Source organism: Metabacillus schmidteae (genome assembly GCF_903166545.1).
GTDB lineage: Bacteria > Bacillota > Bacilli > Bacillales > Bacillaceae > Metabacillus > Metabacillus schmidteae.
The window spans coordinates 440678-456272 of sequence record NZ_CAESCH010000001.1 but is presented as its reverse complement, the minus strand read 5'-3'; the positions used below and the strand labels follow the sequence as shown (position 1 = coordinate 456272).

Genomic DNA, 15595 nt, shown 5'->3' with positions numbered 1-15595 from the left:
AAATTTTAGAATTGTTTTAAAAACGAAAAAAGTATGTACCTAAGGATGAAATTTCATGAACGGAGAGATCATACTCCCCGTTCATTCAATTCCTCCTTGTTAGGTCACTATCACAAAGTTACTCTTTCGCTACAGTATCTTTTTCTAATTCTTCAAGCTCCGGCTCTGGCTCAATTGTTTCATTGACGGAAAGACCTTCTGCTTGTTGTGTATCATCTTCGTCATCTAGGTCTCTCATCTCAATTTCCTGCTCATCACTTGAGAGCATTTTAACATCCATACCTAAACTTTGAAGTTCTTTAATTAATACTTTGAACGACTCTGGAACACCTGGTTCCGGTACATTCTCACCTTTTACAATGGCTTCATATGTCTTCACACGACCAACAACATCATCAGATTTAACAGTCAAGATTTCTTGTAATGTATATGCAGCACCATATGCTTCAAGTGCCCATACCTCCATTTCACCGAAACGCTGACCACCAAACTGTGCTTTACCACCTAAAGGTTGTTGTGTAACTAGTGAGTATGGTCCAGTTGAACGAGCATGTAATTTATCATCAACCATGTGAGCTAGCTTGATCATGTACATGATTCCTACAGAAACACGGTTATCAAACGGTTCACCTGTACGTCCATCATAAAGAACTGTTTTTGCATCTCGTGCCATTCCAGCTTCTTCTAATGTTGACCACACATCTTCTTCACGTGCACCATCAAATACTGGTGATGCAACATGAATGCCTAATCTGCGTGCAGCCATACCTAAGTGCAACTCTAATACCTGACCGATATTCATACGAGAAGGTACCCCTAATGGATTTAACATGATATCCACAGGTGTTCCATCTGGTAAATATGGCATATCTTCTTCAGGAAGAATTCGTGAGATAACCCCTTTGTTACCATGTCGTCCCGCCATCTTATCTCCTTCAGAGATTTTACGCTTCTGAACGATATATACACGAACTAATTGGTTAACACCTGGTGGTAACTCATCACCATCTTCACGGTTAAATACTTTAACGTCTAGGATGATTCCTTCTCCACCATGTGGTACACGTAATGAAGTATCACGTACTTCACGAGCCTTTTCCCCGAAGATTGCATGTAAAAGTCTTTCTTCTGCAGTTAGCTCTGTAACTCCTTTAGGAGTAACCTTTCCTACTAGCAGATCTCCGTCTTTTACTTCTGCACCGATACGAATAATTCCACGCTCATCTAAGTTTCTTAGTGCATCTTCCCCAACGTTAGGGATATCGCGTGTAATTTCTTCAGGTCCTAGTTTTGTGTCACGAGACTCTGACTCATACTCTTCAATGTGTATTGAAGTGTAGACATCATCTTTTACAAGTCTTTCGCTCATAATAATAGCATCCTCGTAGTTATAACCATCCCATGTCATGAAGGCAACCATTACGTTTCTTCCTAATGCAAGTTCACCTTTTTCCATAGACGGACCGTCTGCAAGGATTTCACCTTTCACAACTTCATCACCTTCACTAACGATCGGGCGTTGGTTGTAACAAGTACCTTGGTTCGAACGAATAAACTTCAACATGCTATATTTATCTAAATTACCTTTAACCTTTTGACCATCCACTTCTTCATAACGACGAACCCATACATTTTTCGCTTCTACACGCTCTACAATACCTGGATATTTACAGATTACAGCAGCACCTGAGTCTTTACCAGAAACGTATTCCATTCCTGTTCCAACGAGTGGAGCTTCAGGATTCATTAATGGTACAGCTTGACGTTGCATGTTCGCTCCCATTAATGCACGGTTTGAGTCATCATTTTCTAAGAATGGTATACAAGCTGTTGCAGCAGAAACAACTTGCTTAGGAGATACATCCATATAGTCGATACGATCTTTATTAACAACCGTATTTTCCCCGCGGAAACGAGCAACAATATCATCATCAATAAATGATCCATCATCTGCTAGTCTTGCGTTCGCTTGGGCAACAACATAGTTATCTTCCTCATCAGCAGTTAAGTAATCGATTCTGGCTGTTACTTTTCCTGTTTCAGGGTCAACTCTACGATATGGAGTTTCAATGAAACCGAAACGATTAACTTTCGCATATGAAGAAAGTGAGTTGATTAATCCAATGTTCGGACCCTCCGGTGTCTCAATCGGGCACATACGGCCATAGTGAGAATAGTGAACGTCACGAACTTCGAAACCTGCACGTTCACGAGTCAAACCACCCGGTCCAAGTGCTGATAAACGACGTTTATGAGTTAACTCAGCTAAAGGATTTGTTTGATCCATGAACTGAGATAATTGTGAGCTTCCAAAGAACTCTTTAATAGACGCAATAACTGGGCGAATATTAATTAATTGCTGTGGTGTAATTGTGTTCGTATCTTGAATAGACATTCTTTCACGAACAACACGTTCCATTCTGGATAAACCAATTCTAAATTGGTTTTGTAATAGCTCACCAACAGAACGTAATCTACGATTCCCTAGGTGATCGATGTCATCCGTATCGCCTACACCATGTAACAGGTTAAAGAAGTAGCTAATAGAAGCTAAAATATCAGCAACCGTGATGTTTTTTACAGCCTCTTCTACATAAGCATTACCTAATACATTAATGACTTTTTCACCATCAGGGTCGTTTGGTGCATAAATCTTGATAGATTGGATTGTTACATCTTCTTCAACAACCCCACCAGAAGGTTGCTCTTTCTTGAATCCAACACCACTCTCGAGGTTTGGAATAATACGATCGAGCGTTCTTCTATCAATCATCGTACCTTTTTCCGCAATAATTTCACCTGTTTCAGGATCAACAAGCGTTTCGGCTAACCTTTGGTTGAAAAGACGATTCTTAATATGAAGCTTTTTATTAATTTTATATCTACCAACATTCGCTAGGTCATAGCGTTTTGGATCAAAAAATCTGGAGTCTAATAAACTCTTGGCATTATCCACAGTAGGTGGCTCACCAGGACGAAGACGCTCATAGATTTCAAGCAATGCCTTCTCTGTACTTTCCGTATTATCTTTATCAAGAGTGTTACGTAAGTACTCATTTTCACCTAGTAAGTCGGTGATTTCTTGATCAGAGCCAAACCCAAGAGCACGTAACAAGACTGTTACTGGTAATTTACGTGTACGATCAATACGTACATAAACCACATCTTTAGCATCTGTTTCGTATTCTAACCAAGCTCCACGGTTTGGGATAACAGTTGCAGTAAAGCCCTTTTTACCATTCTTATCTACTTTACCGCTGTAATAAACACTTGGTGAACGGACTAACTGAGACACGATAACGCGCTCTGCTCCATTAATCACAAATGTACCTGTTTCTGTCATGAGAGGAAAATCTCCCATAAAGACATCCTGATCTTTTACTTCACCAGTTTCCTTGTTAATCAAACGCACCTTCACACGTAATGGCGCTGAATAGGTAACATCGCGTTCTTTTGATTCCTCTACAGGATACTTAGGATCTCCCAAGCTATAATCAATAAACTCTAGCGAGAGGTTACCAGTGAAATCCTCAATAGGAGAAATATCCTGGAACATTTCTCTCAAGCCCTCATCAAGAAACCACTGATAGGAAGATGTTTGAATCTCTATAAGATTCGGTAATTCTAACACTTCACTAATGCGTGCATAACTTCTACGTTGGCGGTGTCGTCCATACTGAACTAGTTGACCTGTCAACTCATTCACCCCTCAAATCAAGCGTAATATGGTTTTGCGTCGTACCATTATGTATACCTTTTTTTTAGACAGACGAATAAGAGAACTCACGTAAGATCATTCTCTTTAAACATAATATCTTAATATACTACCAATAAAATATCTGAAATAAAAACATAGGAAATTCTAGTACAGACGCAAGGAAAAAACAAAAAATAAAAAGGGTTTCTAGTAAGAAAACCACAATTTAAACGTACTTTTGATTTTATAAGTATTTCCAAAAAGCTACCTTTTATACATCATTTTCCTCAAAAAATAGATAGTTATGGAAATTATATATTGGCATTTTATAATACTAACACAACAAAAATTTAGAGTCAACATTTTTTAGCTTTAATGATATAATAACCCTTCTTCTTTTCTACTGTATCAACTTCTCCAAACATTTCTTTAAGCTTTTCAATAGCTGAAGGAGCTCCCTGCTTCTTTTGTATCACAACCCATAACTCTCCTCCATCAGATAAATGTGAATAGCTTTTTTCGAAAATTTGATGAACAACTTTTTTTCCCGCACGGATTGGAGGATTTGTTAAAATAGCCGCATACGCTTGTTCATCTTGTATGTTTTCGAATAAATCACTTTGAAGGATCGTTACATTCTCTACCTTATTTAATTTTGCATTATCTTTCGCTAATTCTACCGCACGCTCATTAATATCAACCATATCTACATGTCTGTTAAAATGTTTCGCCACCGAAAGACCGATTGGACCATATCCACATCCAACATCTAAAAAGTCTCCTTCGATCTCAGGAAGTTCAAATGATTCTATTAAAAGACGGGAACCAAAATCTACTTCATTTTTCGAAAACACCCCGCGATCACTTTGAAATGTAAAGAGGTGACCTTTTAACGAAAACGACCAAGTCTTTCGTTCACTTTGAACTGTAGGCTTTTCTGAATAATAATGATCACTCATGCTAGTTCCTCCTCTTTCAGAAGTATAGGATTTGCATAATAACGTCATTTTATACAACGTTTTTTACGATATATAAAAAGCCCGCCTATGATGGCGAGCTTTCTATACATTTATATTAATTACTTAACTTCTACAGAAGCTCCAACTTCTTCAAGTTTAGCTTTTAATTCTTCAGCTTCTTCTTTAGAAACGCCTTCTTTAAGAGCTTTTGGAGCGTTGTCTACTAATTCTTTAGCTTCTTTTAAGCCTAAGCCAGTAGCTTCACGTACAACTTTGATAACCTTGATTTTTTGTCCGCCAGCACTTGCAAGTACTACGTCAAATTCAGTTTGTTCTGCAGCAGCTTCGCCACCAGCAGCAGCAACAGCTACAGGAGCTGCAGCAGTTACACCAAACTCTTCTTCGATTGCTTTAACTAAGTCGTTTAATTCTAAAACAGTCATATTTTTAACTGCTTCAATGATTTGTTCTTGAGTCATTATAATTTCCTCCTTGTTTTTCCAATTAATAGTTTATTGTCATGCACATAAAAGTTCGTTCGAATTAAGCACCTTGTTCTTCTTTTTGATCTGCAACTGCTTTAGTAGCAAGAGCAAAGTTACGGATAGGAGCTTGAAGAACGCTAAGCAACATAGAAAGTAAGCCTTCACGTGATGGAAGTTCAGCAAGAGCTTTAACTTCTTCAACAGACGCTACATTACCTTCAATAACACCAGCTTTAATTTCAAGAGCCTCATGCTTCTTAGCAAAATCGTTGATGATTTTTGCTGGAGCAACAACATCGTCATTACTGAAAGCAATCGCATTAGGTCCAGTTAAAACATCGTTAAGACCAGCAAGCTCAGCTTGCTCAACAGCACGGCGAGTCATTGTGTTTTTGTAAACTTTGAAGTCAATACCTGCATCACGTAATTGTTTACGTAATTCAGTTACTTCACTAACAGTTAGTCCACGGTAATCTACAACGATTGTAGACTTACTATCACGGAACTTAGTAGAAATCTCATCTACGATCTGTTTCTTTTGTTCGATAATTGCGCTCATTGTTACACCTCCTGTAGATTCATGTAACACTAGTACCGTTCGGTGATGGTCATTGAAAAACCTCCACGATAGACATGGAGGTTTTGTATATACAATAAGCAAGAACATGCTTTATTCGTAAATACACCTCGGTAGGATATTTAAGCTAATTGCACCTACTGTCTACGGTATAGCGATATTCATTTAAAACAACATTGATTATTATATATAAACTTCTTTAAGAAGTCAATAGTTATTATTTTACAGCGAAGCTTGAAGAATCTACTTTTACACCAGGTCCCATAGTAGAAGTAGCATTTACGCTCTTCATGTAAGTTCCTTTAGCTGCAGATGGTTTAGCTTTTAGTAAAGTTTCATATACAGTTGTAAAGTTCTCAACTAATTTACTATCTTCAAATGAAACTTTTCCGATAGGTACATGGATGATACCAGCTTTATCAAGACGGTATTCAACTTTACCAGCTTTGATTTCGTTAACAGCTTTTGTTACATCAAATGTAACTGTACCAGTTTTAGGGTTTGGCATTAAACCTTTTGGTCCTAATACACGACCTAATTTACCAACCTCACCCATCATGTCAGGTGTAGCAACAATTACGTCAAAATCAAACCAACCTTGTTGGATTTTGTTGATGTAATCAGCATCCCCTACATAATCAGCACCAGCTGCTTCAGCTTCTTTCGCTTTTTCACCTTTAGCAAAAACTAATACACGTTGAGTTTTACCAGTACCATTTGGAAGTACTACTGCTCCACGGATTTGTTGATCAGCTTTCTTAGGGTCTACTCCTAAACGGAAAGCAACTTCAACAGTTGCATCAAATTTCGCTACGCTAGTCTTTTTAACTAGTTCGATTGCTTCTTGAACAGCATAGAATTTAGAACGGTCTACAAGTTTAGCAGCTTCTAAAAACTTTTTACCTTTTTTAGCCATTTTTATTTCCTCCTTAGTGGTTTTAGCGGAATAACCTCCCACGAATAAAGGTTGCGAACTTGTTTTTAAGCAAACTCGCAACCCCCCTAAAACATTCGAGACTAACTAAATATTAGTCTTCGATAACGATACCCATACTACGTGCAGTACCTTCAACCATACGCATTGCCGCTTCAACGCTAGCTGCGTTTAAGTCAGGCATTTTTGTTTCAGCGATTTCACGTACCTTGTCACGTTTAACAGTCGCTACTTTATTACGGTTTGGTTCACCAGAACCAGACTCAATTCCAGCTGCTTTCTTAAGCAATACAGCAGCAGGTGGAGTTTTCGTAATAAATGTAAATGAACGGTCCTCGAATACCGTGATTTCAACTGGAATGATTAAACCAGCTTGATCAGCTGTACGAGCGTTAAACTCTTTACAGAATCCCATGATATTAACACCAGCTTGACCTAATGCAGGACCAACTGGTGGCGCTGGATTAGCTTTAGCTGCAGGAATTTGCAATTTTACAATTTTAATTACTTTTTTAGCCACGAGACACACCTCCTTAAGTCCGTGATGTGGTAAATGGGTCATTAACCCTCCCACTCATCTAACCATTTATTGATAATGGTAAAATTAGGGCAACTCAAGTAGAGTTTACCTACCCTTATACATTCAGAAATGAATATTTCTGATCAAAACTACATCTCAAATCTTTGAGACATACTGACCTATGAAATATTACCACTTTTCGTAAATGATTTCAAGTTTTTTCAGATTATAATTTAGCAACTTGTGCAAAATCCAATTCTACCGGTGTTTCACGACCAAACATATTAACAAGAACTTTTAACTTATTCTTGTCATGGTCAATTTCTTCAATAGAACCTGTAAAGTTAGCAAACGGACCTTCTGTTACTTTAACTGTTTCATTTACCTCAAAATCAATTTCTACACGACGCTCATCCATACCCATGCGTTTTAAGATGAAAGTCACTTCATCAGGTAATAAAGGAGTCGGTTTTGATCCATGTCCGGCAGAACCAACAAATCCTGTTACACCTGGTGTGTTTCTGACAACATACCAGGAATCATCAGTCATAACAATTTCAACCAGCACATAACCAGGGAATACCTTTTTCTTTACAACTTTTTTCTTGCCGTCCTTAATATCTGTTTCTTCCTCTTCGGGCACAACAACGCGGAAGATTTTATCTTCCATACCCATTGATTCAACACGCTTTTCAAGATTTGCTTTTACTTTATTTTCATACCCTGAATAAGTGTGCACTACATACCAATTCTTTTCCATAGCATCAGGACAACTTGTCCTTCCCTCCCCACAATTAGGTTAATCAACAATCTATTTCGTTCTGCTTTAGTTTAAAAGCGCAAGCGCCTTGATCAGCCTCGAGCCATAAATCAAATTGGCATAAAATGGCCTTCAATTCCAATTTGATTAGACTCTAAAGGTACTAAGAGCTGGAGCTAGATCCATGCGCTTATACAAAGTTAAACCAATATATTATTTTTTATACAATGAAAAAACCCGTTTAACGGGTTTTGCAGACAAAATGTAATATTTTCTATTATAGCACGATTTTCCATTTGTTATTCAAAAAACAAACGAATTAAAGAAGAAATACCTAGGTCAATAACCGCAAAGAACACTGCTACAAACGTCACAGTTGAAACAACCGTAATTGTATATTTTGTTAGCTCTTTACCTTTAGGCCAACTAACCTTTTTCATTTCACGAGTAACATCTCGGAAAAAATTAATTAAACGTTGCATTGAGCTACCTCCAGGAGTAATAGGAAAACTTCGTGTAAGAAATAATATAAGGGCTATTTTGTTTCACGGTGGTTTGTATGCGAATTACATACCTTGCAAAACTTTTTGACGTCTAATCGGTCATTTGAACTAGATGTGTTTTTCATCGTGGTATAATTTCGACTTCCACACGTTGTGCATGCCATAATGATCTTCTTTCGCATGTCGTCACCTACCGCAACTTTATATTCTATAAAACTGTATCATAGTAAATTTTTTTCGTCAATAAACGATACAATCTACCTATCTTCTAGTTTACAAACTAATCTCTCTCAGTTCTATGTAGCGCTCCAGCTTTCTTTTTACTCTTTGCAGTGCATTATCTATTGATTTCACATGACGATTCAATTCTTCTGAAATTTCATGATAAGATCTGCCATCCAAGTAAAGGGCCAAGACTTTACGCTCGAGATCACTTAACAATTCTTCCATCTTTCCCTCAATATCATCAAATTCTTCCTGATTTATAATGAGCTCTTCTGGATCCATTACTTTTGCACCAGTAATAACATCCATAAGCGTCCGGTCGGACTCTTCGTCGTATATAGGCTTGTCCAATGAAACATAGGAATTTAGAGGAATGTGTTTTTGGCGAGTTGCAGTTTTGATTGCGGTAATAATTTGCCTAGTGATACATAGCTCGGCAAATGCTTTAAATGAAGAGAGCTTGTCCTCCTTGAAGTCACGAATTGCTTTGTATAAACCAATCATGCCTTCCTGGATAATATCCTCCCGATCTGCTCCAATAAGGAAGTATGATCTTGCCTTCGCTCGAACAAAGTTACGGTACTTTGTAATTAAGAAGTCGAGAGCCTCACTTTCCCCCTCGTGAACAAGTTCAACTAATTGTTCATCTTCCAATAATTCTAATTCTTCCTTGTTGACTTTATCCTTGTTGATTGGTGAATTCAAGCCGATCCCCCCGACTGCACGCAAGATAACAATATTATACTTTATTCATTTTGTAAGCGTCAACCAAGATTAAACGCAAGTGCCGGATAGCTCTGTTAAGTATAAAGCTTATGGTAGGGTGTAGTATCATTGACCAATTTACACAAATTTAATAATTTCTTAACTATCTATAAATCGCCCCTGCGCCACTTCTCCAGCTTTTCCATTACATCTTCAGGAATGGCAATTTTTGATGATGGCCGCTTCTGCTCAATTTTCTTCACTTTATGCTGAATTCTGCTTTCGATTGAATTCATCTCATTTAGAAGTTCTCTTGCAGATTTCCTCAATGCTCCCTGACCAAATATTGCCCATTGTTCTGTGAAATCTGATGTTGCCACATGTACTTGTGTCTTGATATTACTTAATGAAATAGCCAGTTTTTCGATTCTCTCATCCGCTGTTTCATTTTCACGGGTGAAAATCACTTCTACCCTGTGGTTTTTTAGCTTTTTCTCGATTCCTTTTACCATATGGGCATCAAAAACGATCATAACTCTAAAGCCGGTATATGCTTGGTACTCAGCCATTTTTTCGATCAAAAGATCGCGTGCTTCAGCCAAACCATTTTTTTTAAGCTTTTGTAAGTTCGGCCACGCACCAATAATGTTATATCCATCCACTAAAAGGATATCCATTTCACAACTACTCCCCTAAAGGATATCGCTTTCTATATACCTCATACATTAAAAGGCTTGCTGCAACTGATGCATTTAATGACGTAACATGACCAACCATCGGCATCTTGACAAGAAAATCACATTTTTCTTTGATTAACCGACCAATTCCCTTTCCTTCACTACCTATAACCAAAGCTAAGGACATTTTACCATCAAGATTTCGATAATCATCTGCACCTTTCGCATCTGTGCCAACTATCCATACGCCCTTTTCCTTTAACTCATCAATGGTTCTTGCCATGTTTGTTACTCTTGCGACAGGTATATGTTCTATTGCTCCTGTTGATGATTTCGCAACTGTTGCTGTAAGTCCAACAGCTCTTCGCTTAGGGATAACAATTCCATGTGCACCAACAGCATCTGCCGTTCTCATAATAGATCCTAAGTTATGCGGATCTTCTATTTCATCTAAAAGCAATAAAAATGGTGATTCTCCGCGCTGTTCTGCTACGTTTAATATATCATCCACATGAACATATTCATAAGCTGCAACCTGTGCAACAACACCTTGGTGATTTCCTTCAACCATCTGGTCAATTTTCTTTTTGGGGACAAAATTAATCGTAATGCCTCTTTCTTTGGCTAGCTTTGTAATCTGCTGAGCTTGTCCTTTTAAAGAGTTTTCAGCCACCCATATCTTATTTATATCTCGCGGAGATTTTAGCACTTCAATAACAGGGTTGCGGCCTATAATGAAATCTTCACTCATGATAACCCCTCCTTTTCACCATCAAAAAATTCAAAGGATCGCTCAATCAATTCCTCAAGACGTTCATGCTTTTTCTCTAAATATAAGTAGCCAATGAGTGCTTCAAAGGATGTACTATATCGATAGGTTTGAACATTTGTATTTTTAGGAATTGTTCCCGATTTTGCATTTCTCCCACGCCTTAAAACACCTTGTTCTTCTTCAGAAAAAATTTCCTGAGAATAAAAATGGTGCAAAACACTTGCCTGTGCCTTCGCCGACACAAACCTCTTTGCTTGATTATGTAGCTGGTTTGGGCGAATAGTTCCCTTTGATAAAAGATAATGCCTCACATAAATCTCAAAAACAGCATCACCAATATAGGCCAAAGCCAAGCTATTTAAATGTTTAGAATCTTTAATTGCCTTTACATCTAAAAACATGTTGGTCCTCTTTTCTACAAATCATGGCAGTTATAAAAGCGCAAGCGCCTTGGTCATCACCGTACAAACTGGAGGAGCATCGACTGAGATAAAGTGAGACTTCCATTAGAATTTTCCTTCTAATGGATAGCGAGACTTACCCGAGACATTTACGGGCAGTACCTCACTCTTCTCTCCCAATAATTTTTACTGCCCATTAATGTGGGGCAAAGGAAACACGGTAAGCGGAAGCGAACCGATGTTGACTTATCGTAGGGAGATGATCTGAAGTTTGATAGGCGATAGGCGCTGGAGCTAGACACCAAAACTAAGTGCAAAAGTTTATACTTCTGTTAGTAAATCTAAGTGCAAGCGCGTCAGTTATTACTTTTACTCTGCCACTTTCCTCACTATTATCTTTATTCCCTATTGTTTCATACTCTAATCAATTACGCTTCCATCTCGTTCCTTGAGGAGTGTCCTCCAGGATAATATTCAAATCTTTTAATTTATCACGTATTTCATCAGCTAAGGCAAAATTACGGTCTTTTCTAGCTTGAATGCGTTGTTCAATCATGATCTCAATTTCTTCATCCAACAGGTCTGTTGAACCAAACGTTACTCCTAGAACATTTCCGAGCTCATCAAATTGATCAAGGAAAGCTTGGATAACCTCTTCTGAAGTATTTTGCTCTTGCATGTAATAATTTGCTTGCTTTGACAAATCGAATAAAATAGAAATCGCATTTGCCGTATTAAAATCATCATCCATTTCTTTAACAAATTGCTCTTGGTATGAATTGATTTTATCGAACCACTCCTGGTCATTTTCCGTAAGGTTATTGCTGCTATTTTTACGATGTTTAAGATTGCCATACGATGTTGATAATCTTTCAAAAGCATTTTTTGTACTTTCAAGTAACTCTTGAGAGAAATTAATTGGGTGTCTGTAGTGTACAGATAGCATAAAGAAACGAACAATTTGCGGATCAATTTCCTTAATAATATCGTGCACTAATACAAAGTTACCCAATGACTTAGACATCTTTTCGTTGTTAATATTGATATAGCCATTATGCAGCCAGTACTTCGCAAATGTTTTTCCCGTTACTGCTTCAGACTGGGCAATTTCATTTTCATGATGCGGGAAAGTTAAGTCCTGACCACCTGCATGAATGTCGATTGTATCCCCTAAATATTTCTTTGCCATGGCCGAGCACTCAATATGCCAACCAGGTCTTCCATGTCCCCAAGGACTTTCCCAGGAAATTTCTCCTTCTTTTGCTGTTTTCCAGAGAACAAAATCAAGTGCATCTTGTTTTTTATCGCCAACTTCAATTCGATTTCCCAGACGTAGCTCCTCAATTGATTGATGAGAAAGCTTTCCATACTCTTTAAACTCTCGTGTTTTATAATAAACATCTCCGCCTGCTTCATAGGCAAATCCTTTATCGATTAGCACTTGAATGAACTCAATAATAATATCAATGTTCTCTGTTACGCGTGGATGAATTGTTGCACGTTTGCAGCCTAACGCTGAAACATCCTCATAATAGGCATCAATAAATCGGTCTGCAATGGTAGGTACATCTTCTCCAAGCTCGTTTGCTGCTTTTATTAATTTATCATCTACATCTGTAAAGTTCGAAATAAACGTTACATCATAGCCGCGATATTCCAAATATCTTCTAACCGTATCATAGACAATTGCCGGTCTCGCATTTCCTATGTGAATATAGTTATAAACCGTCGGGCCGCAAACATACATCTTCACTTTTCCTGCTTCGAGAGGCTCAAATGTTTCTTTTTGTCTCGTTAGCGTATTGTACAACTTTATTGTCATGTTCATTCGTTCCTTTCTTATATTGTTGTACTTCATATCTTAAATTAGCTAATTCAGTTTCTAATTCTTTAAATCGGTCAGCCACTGGATCCGGAAGATCACAATGGTTTAAATCTTGACCTACTCTTCTGCCATTCTGAATGACTACTTTTCCGGGTATCCCTACAACAGTGGAATCGTCCGGGACATCTTTTAGCACAACAGATCCTGCTCCTATTTTAGAGTATGCCCCTACTGTGATAGACCCTAACACTTTGGCTCCTGTTGCAATTAAAGCATGATCTTTAATTGTTGGATGTCTCTTTCCTTTTTCTTTACCAGTACCACCTAAGGTAACACCCTGAAAAACTGTAACGTTATCACCTATTTCACATGTTTCACCGATAACGACACCCATTCCATGGTCGATAAAGAAACGACGTCCAATTCTTGCTGCAGGATGAATTTCTACTCCAGTAAAAAATCTACTTATTTGAGACACCGCTCTCGCTAGGAAGAAGAACTTCTTTTTATATAAAGCATGAGCGATACGATGACTCCAAATAGCATGGAGCCCTGAATAAGTTAAGATAACTTCAAAATAACTTCTTGCTGCAGGATCTTGCTCGAAAACAATATCAACGTCTTCCTTCATCATTTTAAACACTTATTTTACCCCCAATCCCCATCTTGTTTAACGAATTTGCCTCTTTTACATATAAAAAAACGCCTCTGTACAATGACAGAGACGCTTTGATGCGCGGTTCCACTCTGTTTAGGCAAAAGAAAACTTCCTTCTTACCTCAACTCCAGCTCTGTAACGTAGAGCGATACGCTTTTACTTACTGATCATGAAAAAAGACGTTTAGTAAAAGACTCTAAGGTGCATTTCAAGAATTATTTCTCTTAAGCCCCTTTCAGCCGTGGGGGCTCTCTCTAAAAAGGAAATAAATCTCTACTCTCCTTATCAACGCTTTAAATATAGTTAACCCTACTATATTACATTTTTATCTAAATGTTAACTAATAATATTTTTCAATCTTGTTAGGACAGTATCTTCCCCTAATACTGCAATAGATTTTGGCAAATCAGGTCCGTGGGTTTGCCCTGTTGTTGCAACACGAATCGGCATAAATAAATTTTTACCTTTTTGACCTGTCGCTTTCTGTACTGCCTTAATTAATCCTTTTATTGTCTCGGCAGTAAAATCCTCTGCATGCTTAATTTCATGCTGAAATGCTTTTAAAACTTCAGGAACTTGTTCCCCTTCAAGAACTTCTTTAGCTTCCTCATTATAGCTAATTTCTTCTTTGAAAAATAGTTCGGTTAATTGAACTATTTCTGCTCCATAGTTTAATTGATCTTGATATAGAGCGATCAGCTGATTTGTTCTTTCTTTTTCTTCATTGCTCATATCCTCAGAAACTTTACCAGCCTTTACTAAGTGTGGTAGTGTCAGTGGAATAAGTTTCTCCACTTCAAGTTGTTTAATATATTGATTATTCATCCAAGCAAGCTTCTGCGTATCGAATACAGCAGGGGATTTTGATAAACGATTTGCATCAAAAATCTCAATAAGCTGATTCTTAGTATACACTTCTTCTTCTCCAACTGGTGACCAGCCTAGTAAAGAAATAAAATTAAATAATGCTTCTGGCAGATAGCCAAGTTCTTCATACTGTTCAATGAACTGAATAATGGACTCGTCGCGCTTACTTAATTTTTTGCGGCTTTCATTCACGATCAAAGTCATATGACCAAAAATAGGGATATCCCAGCCGAAAGCCTCATAAATCATCATTTGCTTTGGCGTATTTGATATATGATCCTCTCCTCTAAGAACATGGGAAATTTTCATAAGATGATCGTCAACTGCTACAGCAAAGTTATAAGTTGGTGTTCCATCTTTTTTGACAATAACAAAGTCACCCATTCCTTCTGATTCAAAGGAAATGTCTCCTTTGACCATATCATAAAAACGGTATTCCTTATTGGCTGGTACTCTAAAACGTATACTTGCCTTTAAACCTTTTGCTTCCAATTCCTTTTGCTCTTCAGCTGTTAAGTTTGCATGCTTGCCGGAATACATAGGTGTTTCGCCACGTGCAATTTGTTCTTCACGTTCTTTTTCCAATTCTTCCTCTGTGCAATAACATTTATAGGCCAAGCCCTTTTCTAGAAGCTCTTCATAATATTTTTTATAAATATCATTTCTTTCTGATTGGCGATATGGACCGTACTCTCCACCTACATCAACACTTTCATCCCAATCAATTCCAAGCCATCTTAAGTACTTTAGTTGGCTTTCCTCACCACCAGCGATATTACGTTTTTTATCCGTATCTTCAATTCTAATAATGAATTTTCCGCCTTGGTTTTTTGCAAATAAATAATTAAATAAAGCTGTTCTTGCGTTACCAATATGTAAATGTCCTGTAGGACTAGGTGCATATCGTACTCTTACTTCATTTGTCATTTTTCTACCTCCGTTACTAATTATATGTAGACAGTTGTCCGCAAGTTTTTGGAATAGTTCCTTTATGTAAAATGGTTTATCATTTAAATCATGGTTAGGTCAG

Annotated in this window: 16 protein-coding genes and 2 other annotated features; all 16 genes read right to left on the bottom strand. The window is 37.7% G+C overall.

Annotated elements, in window-relative coordinates; all coding sequences use genetic code 11:
* Nucleotides 1-118: 118 nt before the first annotated feature.
* The gene (gene rpoB, locus HWV59_RS02145; protein ID WP_102232780.1) at nucleotides 119-3697 is read right to left on the bottom strand and encodes a DNA-directed RNA polymerase subunit beta; all 3579 of its coding nucleotides are present in this window, start codon (nucleotides 3695-3697) and stop codon (nucleotides 119-121) included.
* Between the two features lie 356 nt (nucleotides 3698-4053).
* The gene (locus tag HWV59_RS02140; RefSeq protein WP_102232781.1) at nucleotides 4054-4656 is read right to left on the bottom strand and encodes a class I SAM-dependent methyltransferase; all 603 of its coding nucleotides are present in this window, start codon (nucleotides 4654-4656) and stop codon (nucleotides 4054-4056) included.
* A gap of 119 nt (nucleotides 4657-4775) precedes the next feature.
* Entirely contained in the window at nucleotides 4776-5135 is a 360-nt protein-coding gene (gene rplL, locus HWV59_RS02135; RefSeq protein ID WP_078433096.1) for a 50S ribosomal protein L7/L12, read from the bottom strand.
* A gap of 64 nt (nucleotides 5136-5199) precedes the next feature.
* Complete coding sequence (rplJ, locus tag HWV59_RS02130) at nucleotides 5200-5700, bottom strand: 50S ribosomal protein L10 (protein ID WP_102232782.1); 501 nt, start codon at nucleotides 5698-5700, stop codon at nucleotides 5200-5202.
* Nucleotides 5701-5745: 45 nt separating this feature from the next.
* Nucleotides 5746-5886: a sequence feature (ribosomal protein L10 leader region), on the bottom strand.
* Nucleotides 5887-5935: 49 nt separating this feature from the next.
* Complete coding sequence (gene rplA / locus HWV59_RS02125; RefSeq protein WP_102232783.1) at nucleotides 5936-6634, bottom strand: 50S ribosomal protein L1; 699 nt, start codon at nucleotides 6632-6634, stop codon at nucleotides 5936-5938.
* Between the two features lie 112 nt (nucleotides 6635-6746).
* Nucleotides 6747-7172, bottom strand: coding sequence for a 50S ribosomal protein L11 (rplK, locus tag HWV59_RS02120; protein WP_142385668.1), 426 nt, complete (start codon nucleotides 7170-7172; stop codon nucleotides 6747-6749).
* A gap of 226 nt (nucleotides 7173-7398) precedes the next feature.
* Complete coding sequence (gene nusG / locus HWV59_RS02115) at nucleotides 7399-7932, bottom strand: transcription termination/antitermination protein NusG (protein WP_102232785.1); 534 nt, start codon at nucleotides 7930-7932, stop codon at nucleotides 7399-7401.
* Nucleotides 7933-8231: 299 nt separating this feature from the next.
* Nucleotides 8232-8414: a preprotein translocase subunit SecE gene (gene secE, locus HWV59_RS02110; RefSeq protein ID WP_102232786.1), complete on the bottom strand. Its 183-nt coding sequence runs from the start codon at nucleotides 8412-8414 to the stop codon at nucleotides 8232-8234.
* Between the two features lie 53 nt (nucleotides 8415-8467).
* A complete protein-coding gene (gene rpmG / locus HWV59_RS02105; protein ID WP_102232787.1) occupies nucleotides 8468-8617 on the bottom strand; it encodes a 50S ribosomal protein L33 in 150 nt (49 codons plus the stop codon).
* Between the two features lie 91 nt (nucleotides 8618-8708).
* Nucleotides 8709-9365 carry an RNA polymerase sporulation sigma factor SigH gene (sigH, locus tag HWV59_RS02100; protein WP_102232788.1) on the bottom strand — a complete coding sequence of 219 codons (657 nt, stop codon included), beginning with the start codon at nucleotides 9363-9365 and terminating at the stop codon, nucleotides 8709-8711.
* Nucleotides 9366-9532: 167 nt separating this feature from the next.
* Nucleotides 9533-10042 carry an NYN domain-containing protein gene (locus HWV59_RS02095; RefSeq protein WP_102232789.1) on the bottom strand — a complete coding sequence of 170 codons (510 nt, stop codon included), beginning with the start codon at nucleotides 10040-10042 and terminating at the stop codon, nucleotides 9533-9535.
* 7 nt (nucleotides 10043-10049) lie between these two features.
* A complete protein-coding gene (gene rlmB, locus HWV59_RS02090; RefSeq protein ID WP_102232790.1) occupies nucleotides 10050-10793 on the bottom strand; it encodes a 23S rRNA (guanosine(2251)-2'-O)-methyltransferase RlmB in 744 nt (247 codons plus the stop codon).
* On the bottom strand, nucleotides 10790-11215 hold the full coding sequence (locus HWV59_RS02085; protein ID WP_102232791.1) for a Mini-ribonuclease 3: 426 nt from the start codon (nucleotides 11213-11215) through the stop codon (nucleotides 10790-10792). Before HWV59_RS02085 ends, rlmB begins: the two co-directional genes overlap by 4 nt.
* A 424-nt stretch (nucleotides 11216-11639) precedes the next feature.
* The gene (gene cysS, locus HWV59_RS02080; RefSeq protein WP_102232792.1) at nucleotides 11640-13037 is read right to left on the bottom strand and encodes a cysteine--tRNA ligase; all 1398 of its coding nucleotides are present in this window, start codon (nucleotides 13035-13037) and stop codon (nucleotides 11640-11642) included.
* Entirely contained in the window at nucleotides 12988-13674 is a 687-nt protein-coding gene (gene cysE / locus HWV59_RS02075; RefSeq protein ID WP_102232804.1) for a serine O-acetyltransferase, read from the bottom strand. The genes cysS and cysE overlap by 50 nt, the downstream gene beginning before the upstream one ends.
* Before the next feature lie 83 nt (nucleotides 13675-13757).
* Nucleotides 13758-13996: a binding site (T-box leader), on the bottom strand.
* A 38-nt stretch (nucleotides 13997-14034) separates the two neighbouring features.
* The gene (gene gltX / locus HWV59_RS02070) at nucleotides 14035-15492 is read right to left on the bottom strand and encodes a glutamate--tRNA ligase (protein ID WP_102232793.1); all 1458 of its coding nucleotides are present in this window, start codon (nucleotides 15490-15492) and stop codon (nucleotides 14035-14037) included.
* Nucleotides 15493-15595: the final 103 nt, after the last annotated feature.